Annotated in this window: 17 protein-coding genes; 13 read left to right on the top strand and 4 right to left on the bottom strand. The window is 61.7% G+C overall.

The features are described 5' to 3' along the window. Positions 1-158 precede the first annotated feature (158 nt). From JTP94_RS11865 to JTP94_RS11840, 6 genes are all read left to right on the top strand, one after another. Positions 159-1,415: an MdtA/MuxA family multidrug efflux RND transporter periplasmic adaptor subunit gene (locus JTP94_RS11865; protein ID WP_204850690.1), complete on the top strand. Its 1,257-nt coding sequence runs from the start codon at positions 159-161 to the stop codon at positions 1,413-1,415. Further along, a complete protein-coding gene (locus tag JTP94_RS11860) occupies positions 1,412-4,525 on the top strand; it encodes an MdtB/MuxB family multidrug efflux RND transporter permease subunit (RefSeq protein WP_204850689.1) in 3,114 nt (1,037 codons plus the stop codon). Before JTP94_RS11865 ends, JTP94_RS11860 begins: the two co-directional genes overlap by 4 nt. Next, a complete protein-coding gene (locus tag JTP94_RS11855) occupies positions 4,522-7,794 on the top strand; it encodes an efflux RND transporter permease subunit (protein WP_204850688.1) in 3,273 nt (1,090 codons plus the stop codon). Before JTP94_RS11860 ends, JTP94_RS11855 begins: the two co-directional genes overlap by 4 nt. Continuing rightward, positions 7,791-9,194 carry an efflux transporter outer membrane subunit gene (locus JTP94_RS11850; RefSeq protein ID WP_204850687.1) on the top strand — a complete coding sequence of 468 codons (1,404 nt, stop codon included), beginning with the start codon at positions 7,791-7,793 and terminating at the stop codon, positions 9,192-9,194. Before JTP94_RS11855 ends, JTP94_RS11850 begins: the two co-directional genes overlap by 4 nt. Positions 9,195-9,507: 313 nt before the next feature. After that, positions 9,508-13,050 (top strand): S8 family serine peptidase, encoded by a 3,543-nt coding sequence (locus JTP94_RS11845; protein ID WP_246754839.1) that lies wholly within the window; start codon positions 9,508-9,510, stop codon positions 13,048-13,050. Beyond that, positions 13,031-14,455: an MBL fold metallo-hydrolase gene (locus JTP94_RS11840; RefSeq protein ID WP_204850686.1), complete on the top strand. Its 1,425-nt coding sequence runs from the start codon at positions 13,031-13,033 to the stop codon at positions 14,453-14,455. Before JTP94_RS11845 ends, JTP94_RS11840 begins: the two co-directional genes overlap by 20 nt. Before the next feature lie 233 nt (positions 14,456-14,688). On the opposite strand, the gene JTP94_RS11835 is transcribed toward JTP94_RS11840, so the two are convergent. Continuing rightward, positions 14,689-15,660: a LysR family transcriptional regulator gene (locus JTP94_RS11835; protein WP_204850685.1), complete on the bottom strand. Its 972-nt coding sequence runs from the start codon at positions 15,658-15,660 to the stop codon at positions 14,689-14,691. Between the two features lie 130 nt (positions 15,661-15,790). Between JTP94_RS11835 and JTP94_RS11830 the strand changes: the two genes are divergently transcribed. From JTP94_RS11830 to JTP94_RS11810, 5 genes are all read left to right on the top strand, one after another. Beyond that, entirely contained in the window at positions 15,791-16,270 is a 480-nt protein-coding gene (locus JTP94_RS11830; protein ID WP_204850684.1) for a carboxymuconolactone decarboxylase family protein, read from the top strand. 131 nt (positions 16,271-16,401) lie between these two features. After that, a complete protein-coding gene (locus tag JTP94_RS11825; RefSeq protein ID WP_204850683.1) occupies positions 16,402-17,319 on the top strand; it encodes an MBL fold metallo-hydrolase in 918 nt (305 codons plus the stop codon). A gap of 102 nt (positions 17,320-17,421) precedes the next feature. Beyond that, positions 17,422-18,177, top strand: coding sequence for an SDR family oxidoreductase (locus JTP94_RS11820; RefSeq protein ID WP_204850682.1), 756 nt, complete (start codon positions 17,422-17,424; stop codon positions 18,175-18,177). Between the two features lie 76 nt (positions 18,178-18,253). Next, complete coding sequence (locus JTP94_RS11815) at positions 18,254-18,667, top strand: cupin domain-containing protein (RefSeq protein WP_204850681.1); 414 nt, start codon at positions 18,254-18,256, stop codon at positions 18,665-18,667. Between the two features lie 79 nt (positions 18,668-18,746). Beyond that, positions 18,747-20,225, top strand: a complete 1,479-nt coding sequence (locus JTP94_RS11810; RefSeq protein WP_409456606.1) for a mechanosensitive ion channel family protein — start codon at positions 18,747-18,749, stop codon at positions 20,223-20,225. A 17-nt stretch (positions 20,226-20,242) separates the two neighbouring features. Here the strand turns inward: JTP94_RS11810 and JTP94_RS11805 are convergent, their stop codons facing one another. From JTP94_RS11805 to JTP94_RS11795, 3 genes are all read right to left on the bottom strand, one after another. Beyond that, positions 20,243-20,731 carry an Rrf2 family transcriptional regulator gene (locus JTP94_RS11805; RefSeq protein ID WP_204850679.1) on the bottom strand — a complete coding sequence of 163 codons (489 nt, stop codon included), beginning with the start codon at positions 20,729-20,731 and terminating at the stop codon, positions 20,243-20,245. Positions 20,732-20,867: 136 nt separating this feature from the next. Beyond that, a complete protein-coding gene (locus tag JTP94_RS11800; RefSeq protein WP_204850678.1) occupies positions 20,868-21,443 on the bottom strand; it encodes a peroxidase-related enzyme in 576 nt (191 codons plus the stop codon). Then, positions 21,440-21,922 carry a CMD domain-containing protein gene (locus JTP94_RS11795; RefSeq protein WP_204850677.1) on the bottom strand — a complete coding sequence of 161 codons (483 nt, stop codon included), beginning with the start codon at positions 21,920-21,922 and terminating at the stop codon, positions 21,440-21,442. The genes JTP94_RS11800 and JTP94_RS11795 overlap by 4 nt, the downstream gene beginning before the upstream one ends. A gap of 161 nt (positions 21,923-22,083) precedes the next feature. On the opposite strand from JTP94_RS11795, the gene JTP94_RS11790 reads away from it, so the two are divergent. After that, complete coding sequence (locus JTP94_RS11790; RefSeq protein WP_204850676.1) at positions 22,084-23,082, top strand: LysR family transcriptional regulator; 999 nt, start codon at positions 22,084-22,086, stop codon at positions 23,080-23,082. Then, a complete protein-coding gene (locus JTP94_RS11785; RefSeq protein ID WP_204850675.1) occupies positions 23,079-24,560 on the top strand; it encodes an NAD(P)-binding domain-containing protein in 1,482 nt (493 codons plus the stop codon). The genes JTP94_RS11790 and JTP94_RS11785 overlap by 4 nt, the downstream gene beginning before the upstream one ends.

Raw genomic sequence — 24,560 nt, 5'->3', positions numbered from 1 at the left:
GTAGGCGAATGCAATTCCGCAAATATGTCAATCTCTACACAATGTATAAATATCTATATTACCAATAAGTTAGTTGATCCAAGGCAGTCATCCGCCTCCATATTCTTTCGCAATCGCACCCATTCCGGGTCCGGCTGTTCTTATCATTGCGATCGGTCATGGATACACGAATTGAACCCTCTCCAGCGTCGGACGCTCCGATCCAGTCGAAGCGACCAAGACGTCGCCGTGCCTGGCCGTGGTTCCTGCTCCTCGTCGTCGCCGTCGCAGCGCTGGTGGTCTGGCGTCAGCCGTGGAAGCCTGCCGGTGCGGGTTACAGGCCGCACGGTGGACCGTCCGTCCAATCGGTGCAATCGGTCGGCACAGCTACCGCAGCGAAGGGTGACATTCCGGTCACGCTGACATCACTGGGCACGGTGACCTCACTCGCGACGGTGACGGTCAAATCGCAGATCAGCGGCTATCTCACGGAAATCAATTTTCGCGAGGGGCAGACCGTGAAGAAGGGCGATCTCCTCGCCCAGGTGGACCCGCGACCCTACCAGGCGGCGCTCAACCAGTATGAGGGTCAGCTCGAAAGGGACCAGGCGCTGCTCGACAATGCCCGCCTCGATCTGCAACGCTACCAGCGTCTGATCAAGCAGGATTCCACATCGGGCCAAACAGTCGACACGGCGGCAGCCACCGTTCGGCAAGATGAGGGGACCGTCCGCTTAGACCAGGCGCAGGTCGACACCCAGAAGCTCAATCTGACCTATTGCAGGATCGTCTCGCCGGTGGACGGCCGGGTCGGCCTTCGGCAGGTCGATATCGGCAACTACGTCACTGCCTCGGACACAGACGGCATCGTCATCGTCACGCAGACGACACCGATCTCGGTGGTATTCACGCTGCCGGAAGATAGTCTGCGGCAGGTCATGAAGCCCTTGCAGAGCGGCGCGCACCTCAGCGTCACGGCCTATGACCGGACCGGTACGGAGAAGCTGGCCGAAGGTGCGCTCGAGACCATCGACAACCAAATCGATACAACCACCGGCACGGTGAAATTGCGGGCGATGTTCGACAACGCCAATGGATCTCTGTTCCCGAACCAGTTCGTCAACGTCACATTGCTCGTGGACACGTTGCACGACGTCGTCACCGTGCCGACTGCGGCAGTTCAGACAGGCACGCCCGGAACCTTCGTATATCGAGTGAATGCCGACGACACGGTCTCGCTTCGCAAGATCAGCACCGGCGCATCGGCCGATGGCCGCGTCGCCGTGCTATCGGGTCTGGCGGCAAGCGATCAGGTGGTGGTGGATGGCGCCGATCACTTGAGCGACGGCGCCAAGGTCAGCATTCCAGCCGCTGCCCCTTCGCACGAAAAGAGTGCCAAACCGGCGACGGCGACAACACCGGATGCGGGACGATGAACCCATCCCGTCTTTTCATCCTGCGCCCCGTCGCGACGACATTGCTGATGGCGGCACTGCTGATGGTCGGTATCGTCGCCTGGCGCCAGCTGCCGCTCTCCGCGCTGCCGACAGTGGAATACGCGACGATCCAGGTGCAGACCTTCTATCCCGGAGCGAGTCCGGACGTGATGACCTCGGCGGTCACGGCGCCGCTCGAAAAGCAATTGGGCCAGATGGCCGGGCTACGCCAGATGTCCTCACAGTCATCGGGCGGTGCATCGGTGATCACGCTCCAGTTCGATCTTTCTGTCTCGCTTGACGTCGCCGAGCAGGAGGTCCAGGCCGCGATCAACGCCGCCAACAGCCTGCTGCCCGATGACCTGCCGGCTCCGCCTGTTTATGCCAAGGTAAATCCGGCCGACACCGCAATCCTCACTTTGGCGATGACTTCGCCGACGCTGCCGCTGACCGAGGTTCAGGCGCTTGCCGATACGCGTCTGGCGCAGAAGATATCGCAGCTTCCGGGCGTCGGCCTGGTGACCTTGAGCGGAGGCCAAAAGCCGGCCGTCCGCGTTCGCGCGAATATCCGCGCCATGGCCGCCTATGGGCTGAACATCGACGATCTGCGCACCACGCTCGACAATATCAATGTCAACACGCCGAAGGGCACGCTGGACGGACCGCACCGGTCCTACACGATCGATGCGAACGACCAGATCTCGAAGCCGACGGATTATCTCAGCACGGTGATCGCCTATAAGAACGGTAGACCGGTGCGGCTCTCCGATGTTGCGGATGTGATCCACGGTCCGGAGAATACTGAGCTCGGCGCCTGGATGAACACCACGCCGGCCATTATCATGAACGTGCAGCGCCAGCCTGGCGCCAATGTCATCGAAGTCGTCGACAGCATCAAGGCGATGTTGCCGCAATGGGAGGCAGGGCTTCCGTCTTCCGTCGGCATCGCCGTGCTGACCGATCGGACCACGACCATTCGCGCCTCCGTCCAGGATGTGGAGTTCGAGCTGACCCTGGCGGTTGGCCTGGTCGTGATGGTGATCTTCCTGTTCCTGCGCAATCTGCGCGCCACCATCATCCCGAGTCTGTCAGTGCCGCTGTCGCTTGTCGGCACTTTCGGTGCGATGTATTTGTGGAACTTCAGCCTCGACAATCTGTCGCTGATGGCGCTGACCATCGCGACGGGTTTCGTGGTCGATGATGCGATCGTCGTCATCGAGAATATCAGTCGCCACATCGAAGCGGGCTTGCCGCCGCTCGAGGCCGCGCTGAAAGGCTCCAGGGAGATCGGGTTCACCATCATCTCGCTGACGGTCTCGTTGCTTGCGGTGCTCATCCCGCTCCTCTTCATGAGCGATGTGATCGGACGGCTGTTCTATGAATTTGCCGTGACGCTGGCCGTTACCATCGTGCTTTCCGCGATCGTGTCGCTGACGCTGGTGCCGATGATGTGCGCGCGGCTGTTGCGCGGCCACTCATCCGGGCCGGCGCAGCTTTCGAAAGTACAGCGCCGAACCTGGTTCGATCGCCTGCTTCAGGGCTACGACTGGGCACTGAAGCTGGCGCTCGACCACCAGTTTGTGACGCTTGCGATCGCGACTGCAACGGTCGTCCTCACCGCCTGGCTTTATCTCGTGGTGCCCAAGGGCTTCTTTCCCATCCAGGACACTGGGGTCATTCAGGGCATCACCCAGGCGCCTCAGTCGATCTCCTTCGCGCATATGAACGAACAGCAGGTCGCCCTGGCGGAGGCCGTGCTCAAAGACCCCGATGTTGTCAGCCTCTCGTCCTTCATCGGCGTGGACGGCAGCAACACGACCCTCAATGTCGGCCGTATGCAGATCAACTTGCGGCCGAAGGATCAGCGGAGCGCTTCGGCAAGCGAAATCATCCGCCGCCTGCAGCAGGAGGTGAGCGGGGTTGCCGGCATCACGCTCTATATGCAGCCTGTACAGGATCTCACGGTCGACACCCAAGTCAGCGCGACCCAATACCAGTTCATTCTCGACAATCCCTCGCTCGACGTCCTGAGCGCCTGGACGCCGAAACTGGTCGCGGAGCTTCGAAAGGCGTCCGTACTCGCCGACGTGACGAGCGACCTCCAGGACAACGGTCTCTCCGCGACCATCGAAGTCGACCGGGCGACGGCCGCCCGCTTCGGCATCACGCTCGCAACGATCGACAATGCGCTCTACGACAGTTTCGGACAACGGATCGTCAGCACCATCTTCACCCAGTCGAACCAGATGCGGGTCATCCTCGAAGCCGATCCCAATCTGGACAAGGGGCTTGCGGCACTCGACTCGATCTATCTGCCGTCAGCGACCGCAGCCACCGGCCAGGTGCCGCTGAGTGCCATCGCGCATGTCGTCATCAACCATAAGCCGATACAGATCAGCCATCTCGCACAGTTTCCCGCAACCACGATCTCGTTCAATCTGGCGAGCGGCGCCTCGCTCGGCAGCGCCGTGACGGCGGTCAAGAAGGCGGAGCAGGCAATCGGGCTGCCGGAAAGTTTCGCGACCAACTTCCAGGGAGCGACCGAGGCATTCCAGTCGTCATTGGCAAACGAACTCTATCTCGTGCTGGCCGCCGTTCTCGTCATGTATGTCGTTCTCGGCGTCCTCTACGAGAGCTTCATCCATCCGCTGACAATCCTGTCGACGCTTCCTTCGGCCGGCATCGGCGCGCTCCTCGCCATGGAGGTCACGGGGGCTGATCTGGACATCATTGGGATCATCGGGATCATCCTCCTGATCGGCATCGTCAAGAAGAATGCAATCATGATGATCGACTTCGCCATCGCGGCGGAGCGAGACGAGGGGCTGACGGGGCGCGAAGCCATCCACCAGGCGTGCCTGCTGCGCTTTCGACCGATCCTGATGACGACCATGGCGGCTCTCATCTCGGCGGTGCCGCTGGCCTTCGGGTCTGGCAGCGGCTCGGAACTTCGCCAGCCGCTCGGCATAGCGATGATCGGCGGCCTGGCCGTCAGCCAGTTGCTGACGCTCTTCACTACGCCTGTCGTCTACCTTGTCCTTGATCGTATCGCGGGGTGGTTGCGCCAACGCGGGATCGGAACCCTCGAGCCCGAGCGAGGCGTGTCGTGAACGTCAGCGCTCTCTTCATCCGGCGACCGGTCGCAACGATCCTCATGACCATCGCGATCGGCGTCTCGGGCTTGCTCGCTTTCGGTTTTCTTCCGGTGGCGCCGCTGCCGGCGGTGGATTTTCCGACCATCCGGGTGCAGGCGCAGATGGCGGGCGCTAGTCCGGACACGATGGCGGCGACGGTGGCGGCGCCCCTCGAGCGGCATCTTGGCTTGATTGCCGATGTCACCGAGATGACCTCGCAGAGCAGCCTCGGCTCGACGAACATCACCCTGCAGTTCGGCCTCGATCGCGACATTGCAGGCGCATCGCGCGATGTCGAGGCGGCGATCAATGCGGCGCGCGCCGATCTGCCGAGCGCACTCAAGAGCAACCCGACCTACCGCAATTTCAATCCCGCCGATGCGCCGATCCTGATCCTTGCCTTGACCTCGAAGACCCTGAAGCAGGGCCAGCTCTATGACAGCGCGGCGACGGTTCTGCAGCAGAGGCTCTCCCAGGTGGAGGGCATCGGCAATGTCGATGTCGGCGGCAGTTCACTGCCGGCGGTGCGTGTGGAGCTCAATCCCGGTGCCCTGTTCAAATATGGCATTGGCCTGGAAGACGTGCGTGCGGCGCTGTCGGCTGCCAACGCCAACAGCGCCAAGGGCTCGATCGATGATGGCGACCGGCGATACCAGCTCTACGCCAACGACCAGGCGCTGCGCGCCGCCGATTACCGCGACCTTGTCATTGCCTGGCGCAACGGTCGGCCGGTGTTCCTGCGGGACGTGGCGGAGGTCGACGATTCGGTCGAAAGCCTCCGTAACCAGGGCTCGAGCAATGGCGAGCCCGCCGTCCTGCTGCTGCTGTTCAAGCAGCCCGGCGGCAACATCGTCGACACCGTCGACCGTGTGAAAGCGCTTTTGCCGCAATTGCAGGCAGCCTTGCCCGGCGGCGTCAAGCTCACTTTATCCGGCGACCGCAGCAGCACGATCCGCGCCTCGCTGGCACATACCGAGCAAACGCTGATCATCGCCGTGATCCTGGTGGTGGTCGTGGTCTTCGTCTTTCTGCGCAGTCTGCGAGCGACCCTTATCCCGGCAGTCACCGTGCCTGTCTCCATTCTCGGCACATTTGGGGTAATGGAGCTGTGCGGCTATAGCCTCGACAACCTCTCGCTGTTGGCGCTGACCATTGCGACCGGCTTTGTGGTCGACGACACGATCGTTGTTCTGGAGAACATCACTCGCCATCTGGAGACGGGCGTGTCGCGCTTCGAGGCGGCGCTGCAGGGCGCCAAGGAGGTGAGCTTCACGGTCGTTTCGATGAGCGTCTCGCTGATCGCGGTGTTCCTGCCCATCCTGTTGCTTGGCGGCATCGTCGGACGGCTCTTCCGCGAGTTCGCGGTCGTGCTGTCTATCGCGATCGGGGTCTCGCTCGTCCTATCCCTCACGACGACGCCGATGATGTGCGCTCTTCTTCTCCGTCGCGGCGACCATGGCGGGCCCGGACGCGTGGCTCGTCTGGTCAATGGCGTGTTCGACGGATTGCAGCACCTCTACGATCTGTCCCTCCGGCGTGCCCTCGCCCATCCCTTCCTGGTTCTCCTTACGCTTCTCGTTACGGTCGGGCTGAACATCCTTTTGTTTGTCGTCGTGCCTAAGAGCCTGTTTCCGCAGCAGGATGGCGGTCTTTTGATGGGCGGCATCACGGCGGACCAGAGCATTTCATTTCAGGCGATGCGCACCAAGCTGGCGCAAGCCCAGGCCATCGTGCAGGCGGATCAGGCTGTCCAGACCGTGACGGGTTTCACCGGCGGCCGCGGCACCAACCAGGCGCAGGTCTTCATAACGCTGAAGCCGCTGGAGGACCGCGATGCTTCGGCTTTCCAGGTCATGGCGCGGCTGCGCCCCAAGCTTGCCGCGATTCCCGGCGCCCAACTGATGATGTTCCCGATGCAGGACCTCTTCGTTGGCGGTCGCATGAGCTTTGCCCAGTATCAATATACCCTCCAGGCCGACAGCACGCCCGAGCTTCAGCAATGGGCGGATAAGCTCACGGCCGCCATGAAGCAAAGTCCTGTTCTCGCCGATGTCAGCTCGGACCAGCAGACGGGCGGCCTGGAGACAAAGGTCGTCATCGACCGGCCAACAGCGGCACGCTTTGGCGTGACGCCTGATATCATCGATGAGACACTCTATGACGCCTTCGGAGAGCGTCAGGTCTCGACCATCTACAAGGCGCAGAACCAGTACCATGTCGTCATGGAGCTGGCGCCGCGCTATCTTCAGGATCCCGATTCCCTCAAGCTGATTTATGTCAGCACATCAGGCGGATCGGCGAGCGGCACTTCCGCCACCAACGCTGTTTCCGGGACGGTGACGAGCAGCAGTACATCCGCGACATCCTCCAGTTCATCGGCAAGTAATCAGGCGACCAACTCCATCGCCACCAGCAGCGGCGGCAGCGCCTCGAGCGGCGCGGCGGTCAGCACCAGCAGCAGCACCATGATCCCGCTGTCCGCCTTCGCGCGGCTGGCTGCGGCAACCACTCCCGTCCAGGTCAACCACCAGGGTCAGGCGGCCGCGACGACAATCTCCTTCAATCTCGCGCCAGGCTACAAGCTCGCGGATGCGACCGCGGCTATCCAGCAGGCGGTTGGCGACATCCACATGCCGACCTCCATTCACGGCGGCTTCGCAGGCTCGGCCGGGGCATCGCAATCGACCATCGCCACCATGCCTCTCCTGATCGGCGCCGCGCTGCTTGCCGTTTATGCGGTGCTCGGCATCCTCTATGAGAGCTACGTACATCCGCTGACGATCCTCTCCACGCTGCCGTCGGCTGGCGTGGGAGCCGTGCTGGCGCTGCTCCTGACCGACACTGAATTCTCCTTGATTGCCATGATCGGCGTGTTCTTGCTCATCGGCATCGTCAAGAAGAATGCCATCATGATGGTGGACTTCGCGCTCCAGGCCGAGCGCACCGAAGATCTATCGCCCGAGGACGCGATCCGGCAGGCGAGCCTGATGCGATTTCGTCCGATCATGATGACGACCTGCGCGGCGTTGTTCGGCGCCGTACCGCTCATACTCGATCATGGCATGGGCGCGGAGCTGCGCCGCCCACTCGGCATTGCCATCATCGGCGGCTTGATCGTCAGCCAACTGCTGACGCTCTACACCACGCCGGTCGTCTATCTCTACCTCGATCGTTTCCGGCATCGTTCGCTCAGGTTCTGGCGCCGTGTGTTTCCGGGGTCGGTCATTACAGGAGCCGCACAATGAAGTGGATCGTGACCACCGGCGCGCTGTGCGCCGTGTTGCTGGTGCTTCAATCCTGTATGGTTGGACCGAATTATCTCAGGCCCGATGTCGCGACCCCGGTTGCCTTCAAGGAGGCGCCGAAGGGATGGAAGATTGCCGATCCGAGCAATGGCGCGGACCGGGGGCCGTGGTGGAGCGTCTACAAGGATCCGCAGCTCAACGAACTCGTGCCGCAGGTCGCGATCAACAACCAGAACCTCAAGGCCTATGAGGCGGCCTATCGGGAGGCGCAGGCCGTCGTGCGCGAAGCGCGCTCGAACCTGTTTCCGACCGTAACTGCAAGCCCCAGCGTCACGCGTGCGGGCAGTTCAGGATCGGCCGCAACCACGCAGACGCTTGAGGCAAGCGGGAGTTGGGACCTCGATCTCTGGGGCAAGGCGCGTCGTCAGATCGAAAGCGACCAGGCGGGGGCGCAGGCAAGCGCCGCGGAGCTGGCCGATCTGACGCTTTCGGCCCAGGCGGAGCTGGTGACGGATTATTTCGAGCTGCGTTATCAGGATTCGCTTGCCCGTCTGCTGAACGACACGGCGAGGGCCTATGAACGCAGCCTCACGATCACGCAGAATCAATTTACGGCAGGCGTCGCGGCTCGTTCGGACGTGATTACGGCCCAGACACAACTTGCGTCGACCCGCGCCTCCGCCATAGCCGCGGGACAATTGCGCGCGCAATATGAGCACGCGATCGCGCTCCTGATTGGCAAACCGCCGTCCGCGCTGACGATTCAGCCGGCCGCATTGGCGCAATCGGTGCCCGAGATCCCACTCCAGGTTCCGTCTTCGATCCTCGAACGCCGCCCGGATATCGCCGAGGCCGAACGCACCGTGAAGCAGCAAAGCGCGCTCATCGGCGTGGCTGTGGCGGCTTTCTATCCGACCATCAATCTCTCGGCCGTTGCCGGCTACTCGGGGGCGGCGCCGTTGATCTCGGCCGCAAACGCGGTGTGGTCGCTCGCGGCCAGCGGTAGCCAGACCCTGATCGACGGCGGCGGACGCTCCGCGGCCGTGGATGCGGCACGTGCGAACTACGACCAGAGCGTCGCGAATTATCGCCAGGCGGTGTTGACGGCGTTCCAGGATGTCGAAGATCAACTGTCGAATCTCCGCATCCTGAAACAGCAGGCCGTCGCGCAGGACCAAGCGGTACGGCTCGCCCGGCAGGCGGTTACGATTTCGCTCAACGAGTATCAGGCCGGTACATCGGCTTACACCGCAGTGGTCACGGCCCAGGCGACCGCGCTCTCCAACGAAGAGGCTGCTCTGCAGATCCGCGAAAACCGGCTGGTGGCCAGCGCCAATCTGATCAAGGCGCTTGGCGGCGGCTGGAACGTATCGCAGCTAGTTCATGAAGCGCAACGATAAGGACTATGCGTTATCGCTGTTAAGAAGGTCGATTTTGAATATTGGTCTGCGAACGGGGAGCAAACCGCCGCGTTGCGACGGAGAGCTGGGAGGAGATTTTGGCAATTCTTGAAAGGTACTGGCCTGATATTGCCGCGACAGTAAATCGACCAAAATGCGTTTAAACACACGGGGGTCCAGTATTCACAGTCCGGGTGCTCAGGTTAATCCCAGAATAGTCGCCCGTTCAAAATCTTGCCTTGCTTGAATTTTTGTCGCTTTCGTGCAATTAGTGCGAGTATAGGTCGATTATTTCGAGCTTGAGGACTGTACGATGTCGGGGAGCGGGCAGGGGGCACGACCGGTTGCGACGGCACTTCTTCTTAAGTTGCGCGGCAATAGCGGCTTTGGGATGTCGATGGAGGCACGAAACCTCGCCCAAGGCGGTGAGCTTTTGCTTGAGGTCGGCACCGAAAATACGGACATCGGACTAGCTGGTTCCGGACCGGCACAGTGGATTCGTGTCAATGCCGACGACAATCCTTGGGATCAAGCGCATGCGATGATGCGCGCCGGTTTCGCAGTGGGGAGCGGCGATCTGCTTGCCGCAGAGCCCGATTTCGAACAGCAATGGGCGGCGCTACCTCCGAAATCCAACCGGTGCACAGTCAATCCGCAGAACGATAGTGGCGGCCGTGCGGTTGGCCCACATGACGGGTGGCATCTTGGTGCCGGCTTTAGCGGCCTTGCCGATGCGCGTGGCAGCGTACCCGACGCTGCACAGCGCCAGGTTCTCATCGCTCATGTCGATACCGGCTATGATCGCAATCATGATTTCAAGCCAGCCCACATCGACACGCATGAGCATAATTTCGTCAAGGGCGAGGGGACACCTGGCAGTGCGCAGGATGTGACGCCGAATGGCGTGATGAACAATCCCGGTCATGGGACCGGAACGATCGGGATCCTCGCGGGACCACAAATCGGCGGCGCGCCAGGCGTGCGGGTTCTTCCAATTCGGATCGCCGATTCCGTGGTGCGTTTCCGTACCGGCACGATGGCACAAGGTTTTGATTATGCCCTGTCGCAGGGTGCCCATGTTCTGTCGATGAGCATGGGTGGCCTGGCTTCGGCAGTTCTCGCCGACGCGGTCAACAAATGCTATTCTGGCGGCCTGGTCATGGTGACGGCAGCGGGCAACAATTTCGACGGGCTGCCGGTGCGTTCCATCGTTTATCCCGCCCGCATGCGCCGGGTTGTCGCCGCTTGCGGCATTATGGCAAACTTCAAACCCTACACCGATCTGCATTTGGGAACGATGGAAGGCTGCTATGGCCCGGCCAGCAAGATGCTGACCGCCTTGTCAGGTTTCACGCCCAACATTCCCTGGCCGGAAATCGGCTGTCCCGGTGTCATCGATGAAGACGGACAGGGTACGTCGGCGGCAACGCCGCAGATTGCCGCCGCCGCGGCACTTTGGATCGCCAAATACATGTCGCAGCTCATCGCCATGCCTGAGAAATGGAAGCGCGGTGAGGCGGTACGGCAGGCGCTTTTTCGCAGCGCCTCGCTTGCCGGACGTGGCAAACCAGATCCCAAGCTCGGATGGGGCGCTATTCAAACTGGAGCACTACTTGATGAGCTTCCGTTGCCGCAGAGCCAATTGACGGCGGCGCCATCCGCAACCGCAAGCTGGGCCTGGCTCAAGCTTCTCACGGGCGAGGGCGTGGGACTCGCCGTTTCCGGCGTCGAAGCCGCCAACCGTTTGCTTGGATTGGAGCTCACCCAGATCACTCAGCTGGATCCTACAGTTGCAAAGGTTCTCGCCGATCCGGATGCCGATCAAGTGCCGAGAGCGAGCATAAGGAAGTTCCTGGAGGCGGCAGAGGCTTCCGAATTGGCATCAACTCCGCTGAAGAAGGCGCTGGGTGCCGCCCTATCGGGAAAGATCAAGGCACTCACATCTCCCAAGGCGCCACCGCAGACGCCGCCTGCCTCCGCGACGGCAGTGGCACCCAATCCCGTAGCTGCACCGGAGCGCCGGCGGTTGCGAATATTCGCGATCGATCCAAGCCTTGGCGGTTCACTCAATTCCTACGAGGACCAAATCGCCACCATCGATGTGCGGAACGAACGCGATCTCGCGGCGGGACCTGTTGGCGAATATATCGAGGTCGTCGATATCGACCCCGCCTCGGACCGAGCCTATCCGCCTGTCGATCTCAATAATCCGAATCTTCTTCTGCAAGATGGTGCCACGCCCTCCGAGGGCAACCCGGCTTTCCACCAGCAGATGACCTATGCCGTTGCCATGCGCACTATCGAGCATTTTGAATTAGCGCTGGGTCGCAGGGCGCTTTGGGCATCGAAATGGTCGGGGCGCACGGGCGATCCCAATGTCTTCGTGCGTCGCCTTCGTATCTATCCGCATGCGCTTCGGCAGCAGAATGCCTATTACAGCCCCGATCACAAAGCGCTGATGTTCGGTTATTTCCCCGCGAATTCACGTGTGTCCGACCTGACGCCGCCAGGCACCATGGTGTTCACCTGTCTGTCGGCTGACATTATCGCTCATGAGACAACTCATGCGCTGTTGGATGGCCAGGCCCGCACAATGCGGGAACCATCGAACCCCGATGTGCGTGCGTTTCACGAGGGCTTTGCTGACATTGTGGCGTTGTTCCAGCAGTTCACCTATCGAGATCTCGTTCGCCGAGAGATCGCCCGCGCTCGCACCGATCTCTCGGCGTCCACCATGCTCGGTAAGCTTGCACCGCAATTCGGTGAGGGCACTGGCCTGGGCGGCGCCCTGCGGCGCTATCCGGATCTGCCCTCGCAGATCAATTATGCAACCACCTTCGCGACGCATGCACGGGGTTCTCTTTTGGTGGCCGCCGTATATCAAGCCTTCCTCGCCATCGTCGAGCGGCGAACGGGAGACCTGATCCGACTGGCGACTGGAGGGTCGGGTGTTTTGCCCGAAGGCGCCATCCACCCCGATCTTGTCAATCGGCTGACGGACGAAACGTGCAAGGCAGCGGCGCATGTGCTCAAAATGTGCATCCGCGCGATTGACTACTGCCCCCCTGTCGACATCACGTTCGGGGAATATTTGCGGGCAATCATTACAGCCGACCTGGAAGAGGTGCCTGACGACCGGTACGACTATCGGGTCGCCTTTCTCGAAGCCTTCCGGCGGCGCCAGCTCCTGCCCCGAAGTTTGCGAACGGTGTCGGTCGAGACATTGTGCTGGCGCCAGTGGGCGGGTGCCCAGCCGCCGTGGCTTGCCCCAACCATTGCCCAGTTGAACATTGATGTCACCGCCCACTTTTCGCGTGAGAAAATATTCACCGTGAGCGAGCAGCGATGTGACATGCTGCGGGCGGGCATCATGAAAACATTGACCTCACAAGCCAGTTGTGATGCGCTTGGACTACAATACAAGCTGCCATACTTTGCATCGCTCGCCGCCAAGGGCTATGCGAGCAACACGACCTTCATGGTGGACAATGTCCGTGTTGCGAAGAGGGTTCGCAGGGATGGTGAACTTAGCGCGCAGCTCATCGTCGTCGTCCGGCAAAGACGGCCCGAAGCGGTGACTGTTGGCGGCCCCGGAGACCAGTCGCAAAAATTCTGGTTTCGAGGCGGCGCGACACTCATCATCGATCTCTTGGGTGAAGATGGGCCACGCGTCCGATATGCCATCCTGAAGCCGATCGTCAGCCCAAGCAGGCTCGGACGCGAACGCAACTTCAGGATGGGCGATCCCGGTGACGCCCTGCGCTCCATGTATTTTGCCGGCAATGATTTTGCCGAACGCGAACCGTTTGCCATCATCCATCAATCGAGGGACGAAGATGAGCAATCTCACGATTGATGTTCGTTGCTATTGCCAGGGCTTGGGTGATTGTATGCTGCTCAAACTGCCGGCCCCAGGCGGCAAGCCATTTTGGATCCTGATTGATTGCGGCATCCACAGCGCTACCAGCGATGGATCTGCTAAGATGCGTGACGTCGTCGCCGATGTTATTGACCAGACCAACGGTCGGCTCGACGTCTTGGTCATCACTCATGAACATTGGGATCACCTCTCGGCGTTCGTGCAGGCGGCGGATCTGTTTGTTGGACTCGAAGTTGGCGAGGTCTGGTTCAGTTGGGCCGAGAATCCGAGTGATCCCGACGCTCGGAAGCTTGACCGGTTCAAGGCGGACGCCACCTCGGCTCTCGCGACCAGCGCGCTACGCCTCGCAGGGGCGCCTGGCATGTCCGAGACCGCCAGCAGTATTGATGCCCTGCTCGGCTTTGTTTTTGGCCTCGAGGGCGAAAAGGTGAGAATGGCGCGCGAGAATGCGAGAAGAATGTCTCCTGTCGTCCGCCATCTTGACCCCGGTACACTCGCGCCGCTGCCAAAGGTGCCCGGCATTCGTGCCTACGTGCTCGGACCTCCCCGCGATCCGAAGCTGCTCGGTATTGAAGACATCATTTCAGAAACCTATGCCATCGGTGCCGGTGCGCCATCGGTCGCGCCGGTCGCCAATGGACTAAACCTTAACGACGGAACGCTCAGGATTGACGACGATCCAGCCGCACCGTTTGATGGAATGGTCGGGACGCAATTGTCAGCACTGAGGCAAGGTCAATGGCCGCCGGATGCTGCGACGGCCTCCTTCTTATGGGAGCGCTATTTCGGGCCGGACACGACGACAGGCGCCGGCAACGATCAAGCCTGGCGGCGTATTGATTACGACTGGCTCACGACTTCGCTTGACCTTGCATTACAGTTTGACAGCAAGACCAATAATACCAGCCTGGTGCTTGCCTTCGAGATTGTCGAAACCGGTCGGGTTCTTCTGTTTGCTGCCGATGCGCAGGTTGGAAATTGGCTCAGCTGGTCGACGGTTAGTTTTCCTGCCGAAGCCGGCCGCCCCGCAATTTCCGCCGATGATCTGATCCGCAGGACTGTTTTCTATAAGGTTGGGCATCACGGCAGTCGCAATGCCACACGCGTGGCCGCGCTCGAGAAGATGGATCGATCCGCATTGGTGGCGTTCAGCCCGACCGACGAAGCCCTAGCCGGAAAAGTACGCTGGAAGGATTTTCCGGCGCCCAAGACATCCGAACGGCTGCAGGAGTTGACCTCCGGGCGTTTTATTCAATCCGATGCGAAATGGGTTCACGATGCTGCGTTGCCAAATCCGATTGCTAAAGGCGGGGCCCTTCAAGCGGACGTCGTTCGTGGGAAAGCTGGAAGGGTTTCATATGTCGACCTGCGGCTTGCATGAATAACAAATCCGGCACGAGCCACCCGTCGAATTCGAGCGACAACAGAAAGCGTAACCCGATATCGTCTACAAGACTCGGGGCTATTTAGTTGCAGACGTCATAAAATAATCGCGTCGTTGGTTCTTGTCCCCTCAAGGCTGCGAGGCTTCTTCGCGCGCTTCAACAAAGGGAACCACGTTCGTGTGTGCACTGTGGCTTGCAGATATGCGGTTAGGCTGACAACTGAAAATTCCTACAATGACAGCAGGTTGGGAGCGGCCCTCGCCGCTGGCCTATGGGGCGTCTCGCAGGGCACCGTGGTGGTTCGCTCTGACATGGAGGGATCGGCATCGATGAGAGCGGTCAGGAAATCGATGACGATCTTGACGCGTTGGGGAATGTTCCGGCGCGAGGGGTAGACGACGTAGATCGGCAGCCTTGCCGGGGGGAAATCCTCCATCAAATGGATCAGCCGGCCGGCGGATATGTCAGGCACGGCGATGATGTGGGAAAGGACGGCAAGGCCGGCGCCCGCAAGGGCGGCGCGGTGGATGGAAAGGGCATTGTCCGCCACCAGCCGCGGCGATATCGGCACGGCGATATCCTCGGATCCATCGGAGAAAAGCCAGGTGCGGCGGTGGCTGCCCCTGGTGTAGCAGATGCAGTCATGGGCCGGGATATCGGCGGGGACCTTCGGCGGAGAGCGGCGAGCGACGTAGGACGGGGCGGCGACGAGGAATGCCGTCGTCCAGCCGACGCGGCGGCAGATGAGGCTGCTGTCGGCCACCGCGCCGATGCGCACTTCGAGATCGATGCCCTCTTCGATGAGATCGGAGGCCTGCTCCCGGAAGGCGAGTTCGAGCGACAGGTTCGGGTGCGCGCTGAGCAGTTTCACCAGCCGGTCGCTGAGGAGAAGGCCGAGGGGAGCGGGCAGGGCGAGCTTCACCTTGCCTGATGTGCGCGTGCCGTCAGGGCATAGGGCGTCGCCGAGATCGTCGACATTGCCCAAGATCTGCAGCGCGATCGGCAGCACGCGCTCGCCTTCAGCCGTCGGCGACAGGCCGTTGGTCGTGCGGTGCAGGAGCCTCGTATTGAAGTGGCTTTCCAGCGCCGCAACCTGCCGCGATACCGCCGGCTGCGTCAGATTGAGATCGGTGGCGGCCGCGGAAAACGAGCCGGTTTCCGTTACCCGCAGAAATGTCCGCAACGCCGAAACGATATCCATTTCGCTGTCCCCCATACTTTTGGACATAAGCCTTATGCACGCAGCATAGGCCGGGAGGACTTTACAGTCCAGCAATTAAGGATATTTTATATCCATGAGGATGATCAATATCCTTAATAGGAGAGAGACGATGACCCAGCGTTTGAATTATGCCCAGCAGTCGCCAGAATTGTTCAAGAAATTCATGGAGTTCAGCATGGCGCTGAAGAACAGCGTGATCGAAGACAAGGTCCACGACCTCGTGCAGATCCGCGCTTCGCAGATCAACGGCTGCGCCTTCTGCCTCGACATGCATGTCAAGGAAGCCAAGATTCACGGCGAGACCGAATTGCGCCTCTACCACATCGCTATCTGGCGCGAATCCAATCTGTTCGTGCCCCGCGAGCGCGCGGCTCTTGCATGGACTGAAGCGCTGACGAAGCTGCCGGAAGGCGGCGTGTCCGACGAAATCTATGAGCGCGTGCGCGGACAGCTTTCGGAGAAGGAGATTTCCGATCTCACTTTCCTCGTGATGGCGATCAATGCCTGGAACCGTGCCAGCATCGCCTTCAAGGCGGTACCGGGCTCGGCCGACAAGGCCTACGGCCTCGACAAGGCCGGCCTGAACTAATCCTGTCGCCCCGAGCACCCATCAAACGATGCGTGTCCGCACGGGTGGCTGCGAAGACATCTCATGAAAACCGTCATTATCGGTGGAACCGGCTTGCTCGGTTCCAAGACCGTGTTCCACAGGAGACAGACATGACCGTAGACAACATCTCCCATCCCCGTAAGCCGGCCAAGGACGAGCTGGTTCCATCACGCTACGCGGTGCGCGTCGGCGAAATTGAGGTGCTGGTGATCAGCGATGGAGTGCTGCCGCTCCCCACCACGATGTTGGCACACAACGCCGACCCGACCGTCCGGGCGGCGTGGCTGAACGACATGTTCCTGCCGCAGGACGCTTTCGACTGGTCGCTGAACGTGGTCGTAGTGCACAGCGGCGGGCAGACCATACTCATCGACGCTGGACTAGGATTGGACCCGAACCTGAATTTGCCGCGGGCCGGACAGTTGATCAAGCGACTGGAGGCCGCCGGCATCGATCTTGCGGCCGTGACCGACGTGGTGCTTACCCACATGCACATGGACCACGTCGGCGGGCTGCTCGTCGACGGCGTGAAGGAGCGGCTGCGTCCGGACTTGAGGATCCATGTGGCGGCCGCCGAGGTCAAATTCTGGGAGGCGCCCGACTTCACCTACGTCTCCATGCCGCCAGGGTTCCCGGACGCGCTTCGGGCGGCCGCCAAGCGGTTTGCGGAAGAATACCGCAGCCAACTGCGGTTGTTCGATGAGGAATACGAGGTTGCGCCGGGTGTGATCGTCCGTCGCACCGGCGGCCACACCCCTGGGCACAGCGTGGTCCGCCTGGCGTCCGGCGGCGATCGACTGACCTTCGCCGGCGATGCCGTGTTTACGGTCGGGTTCGACCACCCCGACTGGCACAACGGTTTCGAACACGACCCCGAAGAGGCGGCTCGTGTTCGGGTCCGTCTTTTGACGGAGCTGGCGGCGACCGGCGAACAGCTGGTGGCCACTCACCTGCCATTCCCCTCCGTCGGCCGGGTGGCGGTCGATGGCGACGCCTTTCGCTGGGTACCGGCCTTCTGGGACTACTGACGCTTGTCGGCCGATAAGACATACGCGGCCTGAACCACAACCACCATCCAGAAACGAATGGACAATGCGGCGCGCGCTGAGCGGCCGCGAATGGAGAAGCTTATGAAAATCGTCATCATTGGCGGAACCGGCCTGATCGGTTCAAAGACAGCCGACCGCCTTAGCAAACAAGGTCATGAAGTCATTGCCGCCGCTCCAAACACCGGCGTCAATACGATCACCGGCGAGGGACTAGCCGAAGCACTCGCTGGCGCCTCTGTCGTCATCGACCTCGCAAACTCGCCGTCCTTCGAGGACAAGGCCGTGCTCGAATTCTTCGAGACCTCGGGCCGCAACCTGCTTGCCGCCGAGAAGATCGCCGGCGTCAAGCATCACATCGCGCTTTCCATCGTCGGCGTCGATCGCATACCTGACAGCGGCTACATGCGCGCCAAGGTCGCTCAGGAAAAGATCATCCGGGGGGCCGGCATTCCCTATACGATCGTCCACTCGACACAGTTCATGGAATTCCTCAGCGGCATCGCCCAGTCCGGCACGATCGGAGACACGGTGCATCTGTCGCCGGCCTACGTCCAGCCGATCGCCTCGGACGATGTGGCTGACAACATGGCCGCCGTTGCGACGGCCGAGCCGATCAATGGCATTGTGGAGATCTCAGGGCCGGAGCGCGTCCGGCTGAATGAGCTTGTTGCCCGCTACCTGAAAGCAATGGGCGATGCCCGCAAGGTCGAGGCAGATCCGGAGGCTCGCTACTTCGGCGCCAAACTGGATGATGGCTCGCTCGTTTCCGACAACAATCCGCGCCTCGGCCACATCACCTTCGAGCAATGGTTCGCCAAGGCAGGCCGGCCGAAGTGACCTGCAATCTTTGATGTAACCCCGCGTGCCGGGCGGTTCAGCCGCCTGACATGCTATTCACCAAAAGGAGATCGAGATGTTCAGAACGCAACTTATCGCACTCAGCATGCTGCTCGCCGCCGCAGGCGCCGCAAAGGCAGACGACAACCACGCCGCCAAAGTCAGCCTCGTCTACGAGCACGAACTGCCGAACGTTCCCGGCAAGAGCATCAAGGGCATTCTCGTTGAATACGGGCCGGGCGGCTTTTCCGAGGGTCATACCCATCCGAGCTCGGCCTTCATCTATGCCACGGTTCTTGAAGGAGCGATCAAAAGCCAGGTCAATGACGGCCCGGTGAAAGTCTACCACGCCGGCGAAAGCTTCTCCGAGATGCCGGGCGACCGCCACGGCGTCAGCGCCAACGAAAGCAAGACCGCGCCCGCCAAGCTGCTAGCCGTCTTCGTCGTCGATACCCGCCAGAAAGAGCTCACCTATCCCCTCAAGAAGTGAGTGCTGAAAGCGCGCCGCACTGGCTTTGGGCCGGTGCGGCGTTCTTTCAAGCGCAGGAGAGGAGCTCGCCATGTTGCAATTGCTTCCCGATGTCTTTGCCAATTCATCACTTACCTCGCTGATCGGCGTCGGCCTTGCGGGGATCCTCGTCTGGCATCTGATCCCGCGTGCGTCGGCCTATACCCGGCTTGTGGTGCAGATCATCTTTTTCGGCGTCATGACCGCCATTCTGCTGAACGGCGGCATCGCCCCCAACAGCTTCGAGGGCTATGGCGCCGACGATGCCCGTTCGCTCAACGTCATCCTGGCCAAATCCCTCTGGTGGCTGCATCTCTCATGGGCGGTGATCGGTTTCGTGCGCATCTATCTGGTGCTGGAGGGGCGCCCGCGCGAAGCTCGCCTGCTACAAGATATTGTCGTCGGCCTGGTCTATCTCTGCGTCGCCCTTTCCGTTCTCGCCTTCGTCTTCGGTGTGCCGATCGGAACGTTGGTCGCGACCTCGGGCGTCGTAGCGATCGTGCTCGGCCTTGCCTTGCAGAATACGCTCGGCGACGTCTTCTCCGGCATTGCGCTGACGATCGGCCGTCCCTATTCGCTCGGCGACTGGATCGTGCTTGCCGACGGAATTGAAGGGCGGGTGATCGCCAGCACATGGCGCTCCACCCACATCCTGACCGGCGCCAACAATATCGCCATCCTGCCGAACAGTCTGCTGGCCAAGCTTGCGCTCACCAATGTCAGCCAGCCCGACGAGACGCATCTCGTCACCATGACGTTCCGCGTCGCCCCGACCAGAATGCCTTCGATCGTCGAGGATGTGATGTGCACGGTTCTTGCCGGCTGCAACACGATCCTTCGCGAGCCGCCGCCTCTTGTGGCGCTGAAGGGCGTGGACGCGACCGCGCTGGAGATCGAGCTGCAGTTTCGCGTGACGAGCTCGTCCGTGCGCATCAGGGCGAGAAACGAGGTCATCGATCTCTTCTATCGTCACTGCAAATCGGCGGGATTGCTGCTTGCCATGCCGCCGGCCGCCGCCACCCTGATGGCGGCACTTCCGACCGAGGAGGCGGCAAAGCCGCCGGAGGTGGCGCCCCTCGATCTCATCCGGGCGATCCCGATCTTTTCAAGCCTGACCCCGCAGGAACAGGAGAGCCTGGCGGACGCGACCGTCACGCGCGAATTCCACAAGGGCGATGTCATCGTGCAGAAGGGGCAGATGCTGCCGTCGCTGATGATGATCCGCACGGGGATCGTGACGATGCGCGAGGAGGGACGGGAGCTGAAGCGGCTTTCGCCCGGAGACTTCTTCGGCGAAACCGGCCTGTTGGCCGGTATGGAGGAGGCCTTCACGCTGGAGGCGCTGACGCGGGTGGTGGTCTACGACATTGGCCAGCCGGCCTTCGAACCGTTGTTTGCGGCGCGCCCCGCTCTTGCCGAGGAGATCGCCGCCCATCTTTCGCTGTACACCGGGCATCTGTCGGACCACGCGTTGCCGCATGAGCGGGAGCGGCGCGCGCTGACGATCCTGAAGGCGATGCGAATGATCTTCGGCCGTTGAAACACACCACGGATTTCTTACCCGGCGCGCTGCAAAACCCACTCGAAGGTGTTTTTCCAGATGTCGGCCGGGACGTCTTCCGATAGCGTGTCGACGAGGTCTGCGAGGCTAACGCTCTTCAACGTGTTGCGCCAGGCCTCGTCGGCCTGCCACATGATGCGAGCAACCGAGCAGGGCTTGCTGTCGCAGAAATCTTTCGGACGGCAGGGATTGTTTGCCCGGATATTGGAGCAGGTGAAGGTGCGCGACTTCCCTTCCACCGCCTCGACGATATCGAGAAAGTTGATCTCCGAAGGTGACCTTGCCAGACGATAGCCGCCGCTCGGCCCAAGCGTCGTTTCGACCAACGATGCTTGCGACAGGCTTTGCAGCGCCTTGGAAAGATATTCCTTCGGCAGGCCATGGAGTTCGGCCAGGGCTTTCGTGGAAAGATACCGCCCTGGCGGCAGACCTGCGAGAATGGCGCAGCAATGCAGCGCCCATTCGACCTGACTTTTGAGGATCATTCTGGCTCACTCGATGCCGGCCGAGCGCCGACGCTCTTTATTAAGGACAATATATATCCGCAAATGAAGTGGCTGTAAATTGAATGTTTGTCAGAGGCAATTGAATGGGGTTGCGAAATGCGAACACCTGACCATCCTAGTCCTTCACCGGCTCGCCGAGTGTGTGCATCAGGCGGTTCGCCCAGCCGAAGATTGCGGCGGAAAGGACAAGATCGAGACGTTCCAGCTCGTCGAGACCGACGTCGCCAAGGCCCTGCGCGTCGGCCGCTGTGGCCTCCGGGGGCGTCGTCGACAGCCGTGCCGAGAAGTCGAAGATCGCCTGCAGGTGCTCGTCGAGCGCCGCGTTGAGACCATCTGTGAACACCGCTTCGATGACGTCGTCCCGCTTCGTCTGGTTTGTGAAGCGGGAGGCGTGCACGGCGGCGCAGTAGACGCAACGGTTGACGACGGACGCAGCGACGGCGCCCAGCTCGCGCTCGCTCGAAGCCAGTCCGTCCTTCCCGTACATAATCAGGTTGAACAACGGCGAGCGGACTGCGAGGGATTCGGGATCGTGCGCCAGCGTGAGGACATAGGGCGAGATGCCCTTGTTGGATGGCGTCGCCTGCATGGCCGACCGCTGTTCTTCGGTAGCAGTCTCGAGATCGACGGGGACGACGTAAGGGTTCCAGCGCGGGACCGTCGTGGTGAAGGTGTGGACGACCTCGCTCATTTCATTCCTCCAATAAGGGTCATGCCGGCGATCACGCGCACCTGGTAATTGACGAAGGCGGCCAGCTCTGAGAGCCGGACGATATCGGCGTCGGTCACTCCGACTTCGCGCAAAGCCTCGATATTGCCGCGTGTCGCCTCGCGTGGCGCGACGGTCAGCATGTCGGCATGACGGACGATTTCCGCGGTACGCGGGTCGGAGACGTTCGTGCCGGGCGTGGCCAGTAGAACCGTGTCGGGTTCGCCCGCGCGATCAACGAGGGTGTCGTAATGAGCGGCAAGCGCTTCGTTGCCATTGTGCCGCGCCATGCGGGCAGCAAGCGCGGCCCTGAGACCGTGCGACAATCCACCGGGATCGCGCGGCAGCAGCACGGCGTCATGTGCCGCCTGGCTTAGGCGCAGGATTTCCGCGCGTTTCTCCATGGCGTTGGCGAGCGCGGAGCCCGGCTTCGCGGAGACGAGGGTTTCGATGATGTTCAAAACGGGCTCCTTGGTCACTCGGCAGGCATTCAATCTAGGTAGGCGCGGCACCTCATCATGTCAATCGCGAATGATTATGTGCAAAGGATGCAGAATTATTATCTAATGACGATCGCCAATTGAGAATTGTCATGCTTTACTGACATGAAGGAGAGTGTTCCATGTCGATTATGCATTCTAACTCTTTTGATATTCGTCAGCTCGAAGCATTTGCAGCCGTCATGTCCGCAGGAAGCGTGACGGGCGCCGCACGCCTGCTCGGGCGATCTCAGCCGGCGGTCACCCGGTTGATACAGGATCTGGAAGCGGACATCGGCTATGCTCTTCTGCACAGGAGTGGCCCCCGCATCGCGCCGACGGCGCGGGGTCTCTTGTTCCATGCCGAAGTCGAGCGGCATCTCTCGAGCCTCTCCCACATCAGGGAGCGCGCGAACGCCATCGGGCTCGACGAGCCGGCCTCGCTGACGATCGCGGCGACGCCATCGCTCGCGACGGGCGTCTTGCCTCAAGCGATCGCGGCGGTGGCGCCTGGGCTGATCCCGCGCCATCTTCACGTACAGGCGCTCGCAGCCGAAAACGTCGTCCAGGCCGTGCTCGCCCGCTCTGCGGACTTCGGCATTTCGAGCCTGCCGCTGGAACATCCCGGCCTCGACGTCCACTGGGTCGCCGACGCGCCTTGCGTCGTCGCCCTCGCTGCGGACGATCCGCTTGCCAGCGACGACGTCGTTCGTCTCGCCGATCTCGCCGACCGCCGCATCATCACTTTGGCGAACCCGTATCGCCTGAGGCATCGCATCGACGAGGCTCTGGAAAAGGCGGGCGTTGTCCCGCAACAGATGATCGACGTCAACGCTTCGATCACGGCCCTTACGATGGTCCGCGCCGGACTGGGAGTTGCCATCGTCGAGCCCGCGACCATCGTCGGCGTGCCCCTCGAAGGCACCGTAATGCGCGTGCTCGACCACAACATCCCATTCCTGTTCGGCGCGATCTCGCCTGCTGCATCGCCGATGACCCCGGCCGTCACCGCCATAATCGATGCCGCCCGTGCGGTGGCGCTGGCGATGCCTGGCTGCCGGCTGCATGAATCGGGCGGTGTCGAGGCCTTGGCCGACACCGTGTATGGACAGACCCCGCTGCCTGAAGGAATTCCGACATGAGCGACCTGTCCTCCGTCCCTCAAGGACTCGACGCCCTCGAGGCGCGCCTGAAACAGGATCTCGCCTGGCTGGAGCTGCCGGCCAAATCCTGGGTTCCGCTCCGCGTCGTCGATGGCCGCCCGGTTGTCGACGTCGTGATCATCGGCGGCGGCATGGCCGGGCTCGTCGCTTCGGGCATGCTGAAGAGGCTCGGCGTCGCCAACCACGTCGTCCTCGACAAGGCGCCCGCCGGACACGAGGGGCCGTGGATCACCTTCGCCCGGATGCGCACCCTCCGCTCTCCCAAGCAGTTGACCGGACCGGCCATGGGGCTCCCGGCCCTCACTTTCCGCGCCTATTACGAGGCTCGCTACGGCAGCGACGCGTGGGTCGCTCTCGACCGGGCGCCGCGCGAGGTCTGGATGGACTACCTTGTCTGGTACCGTAGGGTCCTTGACCTTCCGGTGCGCAACGGCATCTCCGTCGACGCCGTCCTCCCGCGCAGAGACGGCATGTTCGATCTGCTCTGCAGTCAGGACGGCCGGACCGAAACCGTCGTTGCCCGACACGTGGTGTTGGCGACGGGCCGTGACGGCCTAGGTGGTCCCTACGTGCCACCCATCGCCGACGGCATCGATCGGAAGTTCTGGGCTCACACCGCCGACCAGGTCGATTTCGCTGGGCTGAAAGGCAAACGCATCGGCGTTATAGGCGCAGGCGCGTCCGCAATGGACAACGCAGCGACCGCTCTCGAGGCCGGAGCGGCTCGCCTCGACATGTTCGTGCGCCGCAAGGAACTGCCCCGCATCAACAAGTTCACCGGCATCGGTAGCCAGGGCGTGGTGCATGGGTTCGCAGGCCTTCCCGACGAGTGGAAGTGGCGGTTCCTGAGCTACGCCATGGGCCAGCAGACGCCGCCACCACGGCCGAGCGTCCTGCGCGTCAGCGCGTTCCCGCAGGCCCACCTCCATCTGGAAAGTCCGATCACGTCGCTGGAACAGGAGGGCGATCACCTTGTGGTGGTCACGCCGAAGGGTCGCCATCCCACAGACTTCCTGATCTTCGGTACCGGCTTCAAGATCGAGCTGACCAACCGGCCGGAACTCGCCGCAGTCGCGCCTCACATCCGTCTTTGGCGGGATCGCTTTCCGACGCCCACAGACATGCGCAACGGCGAGTTCGAAGCCTCGCCCGACCTTGGCGACGCATTCGAGTTCCTCGAAACGGAGCCCGGCGCATGTCCTGCACTGGCGAGGATCCACTGCTTCAATTTCCCTGCCACGCTGAGCCACGGCAAGCTGACCGGCGACATTCCCGCGATCAGCGAAGGCGCCGATAGACTGGCGCGCGGCATTGTCCGTGCGCTGTTTGTCGCTGACCGCGAGCGTCATTTCGAAAACCTCAAGGCCTTCGACACGCCCGAGCTCCTTGGAGACGAATGGGCCGGCGACGAGAGCGAAATGCTTCCCGAACTATCCTCCGAAAGGACACCGACCTGA

The sequence above is a fragment of the Martinezella lusitana genome (assembly GCF_016901135.1).
Lineage (GTDB): Bacteria > Pseudomonadota > Alphaproteobacteria > Rhizobiales > Rhizobiaceae > Rhizobium > Rhizobium lusitanum_D.
The sequence above is the reverse complement of the archived record's forward strand: the minus strand, read 5'-3'. Positions and strand labels throughout refer to the sequence as shown.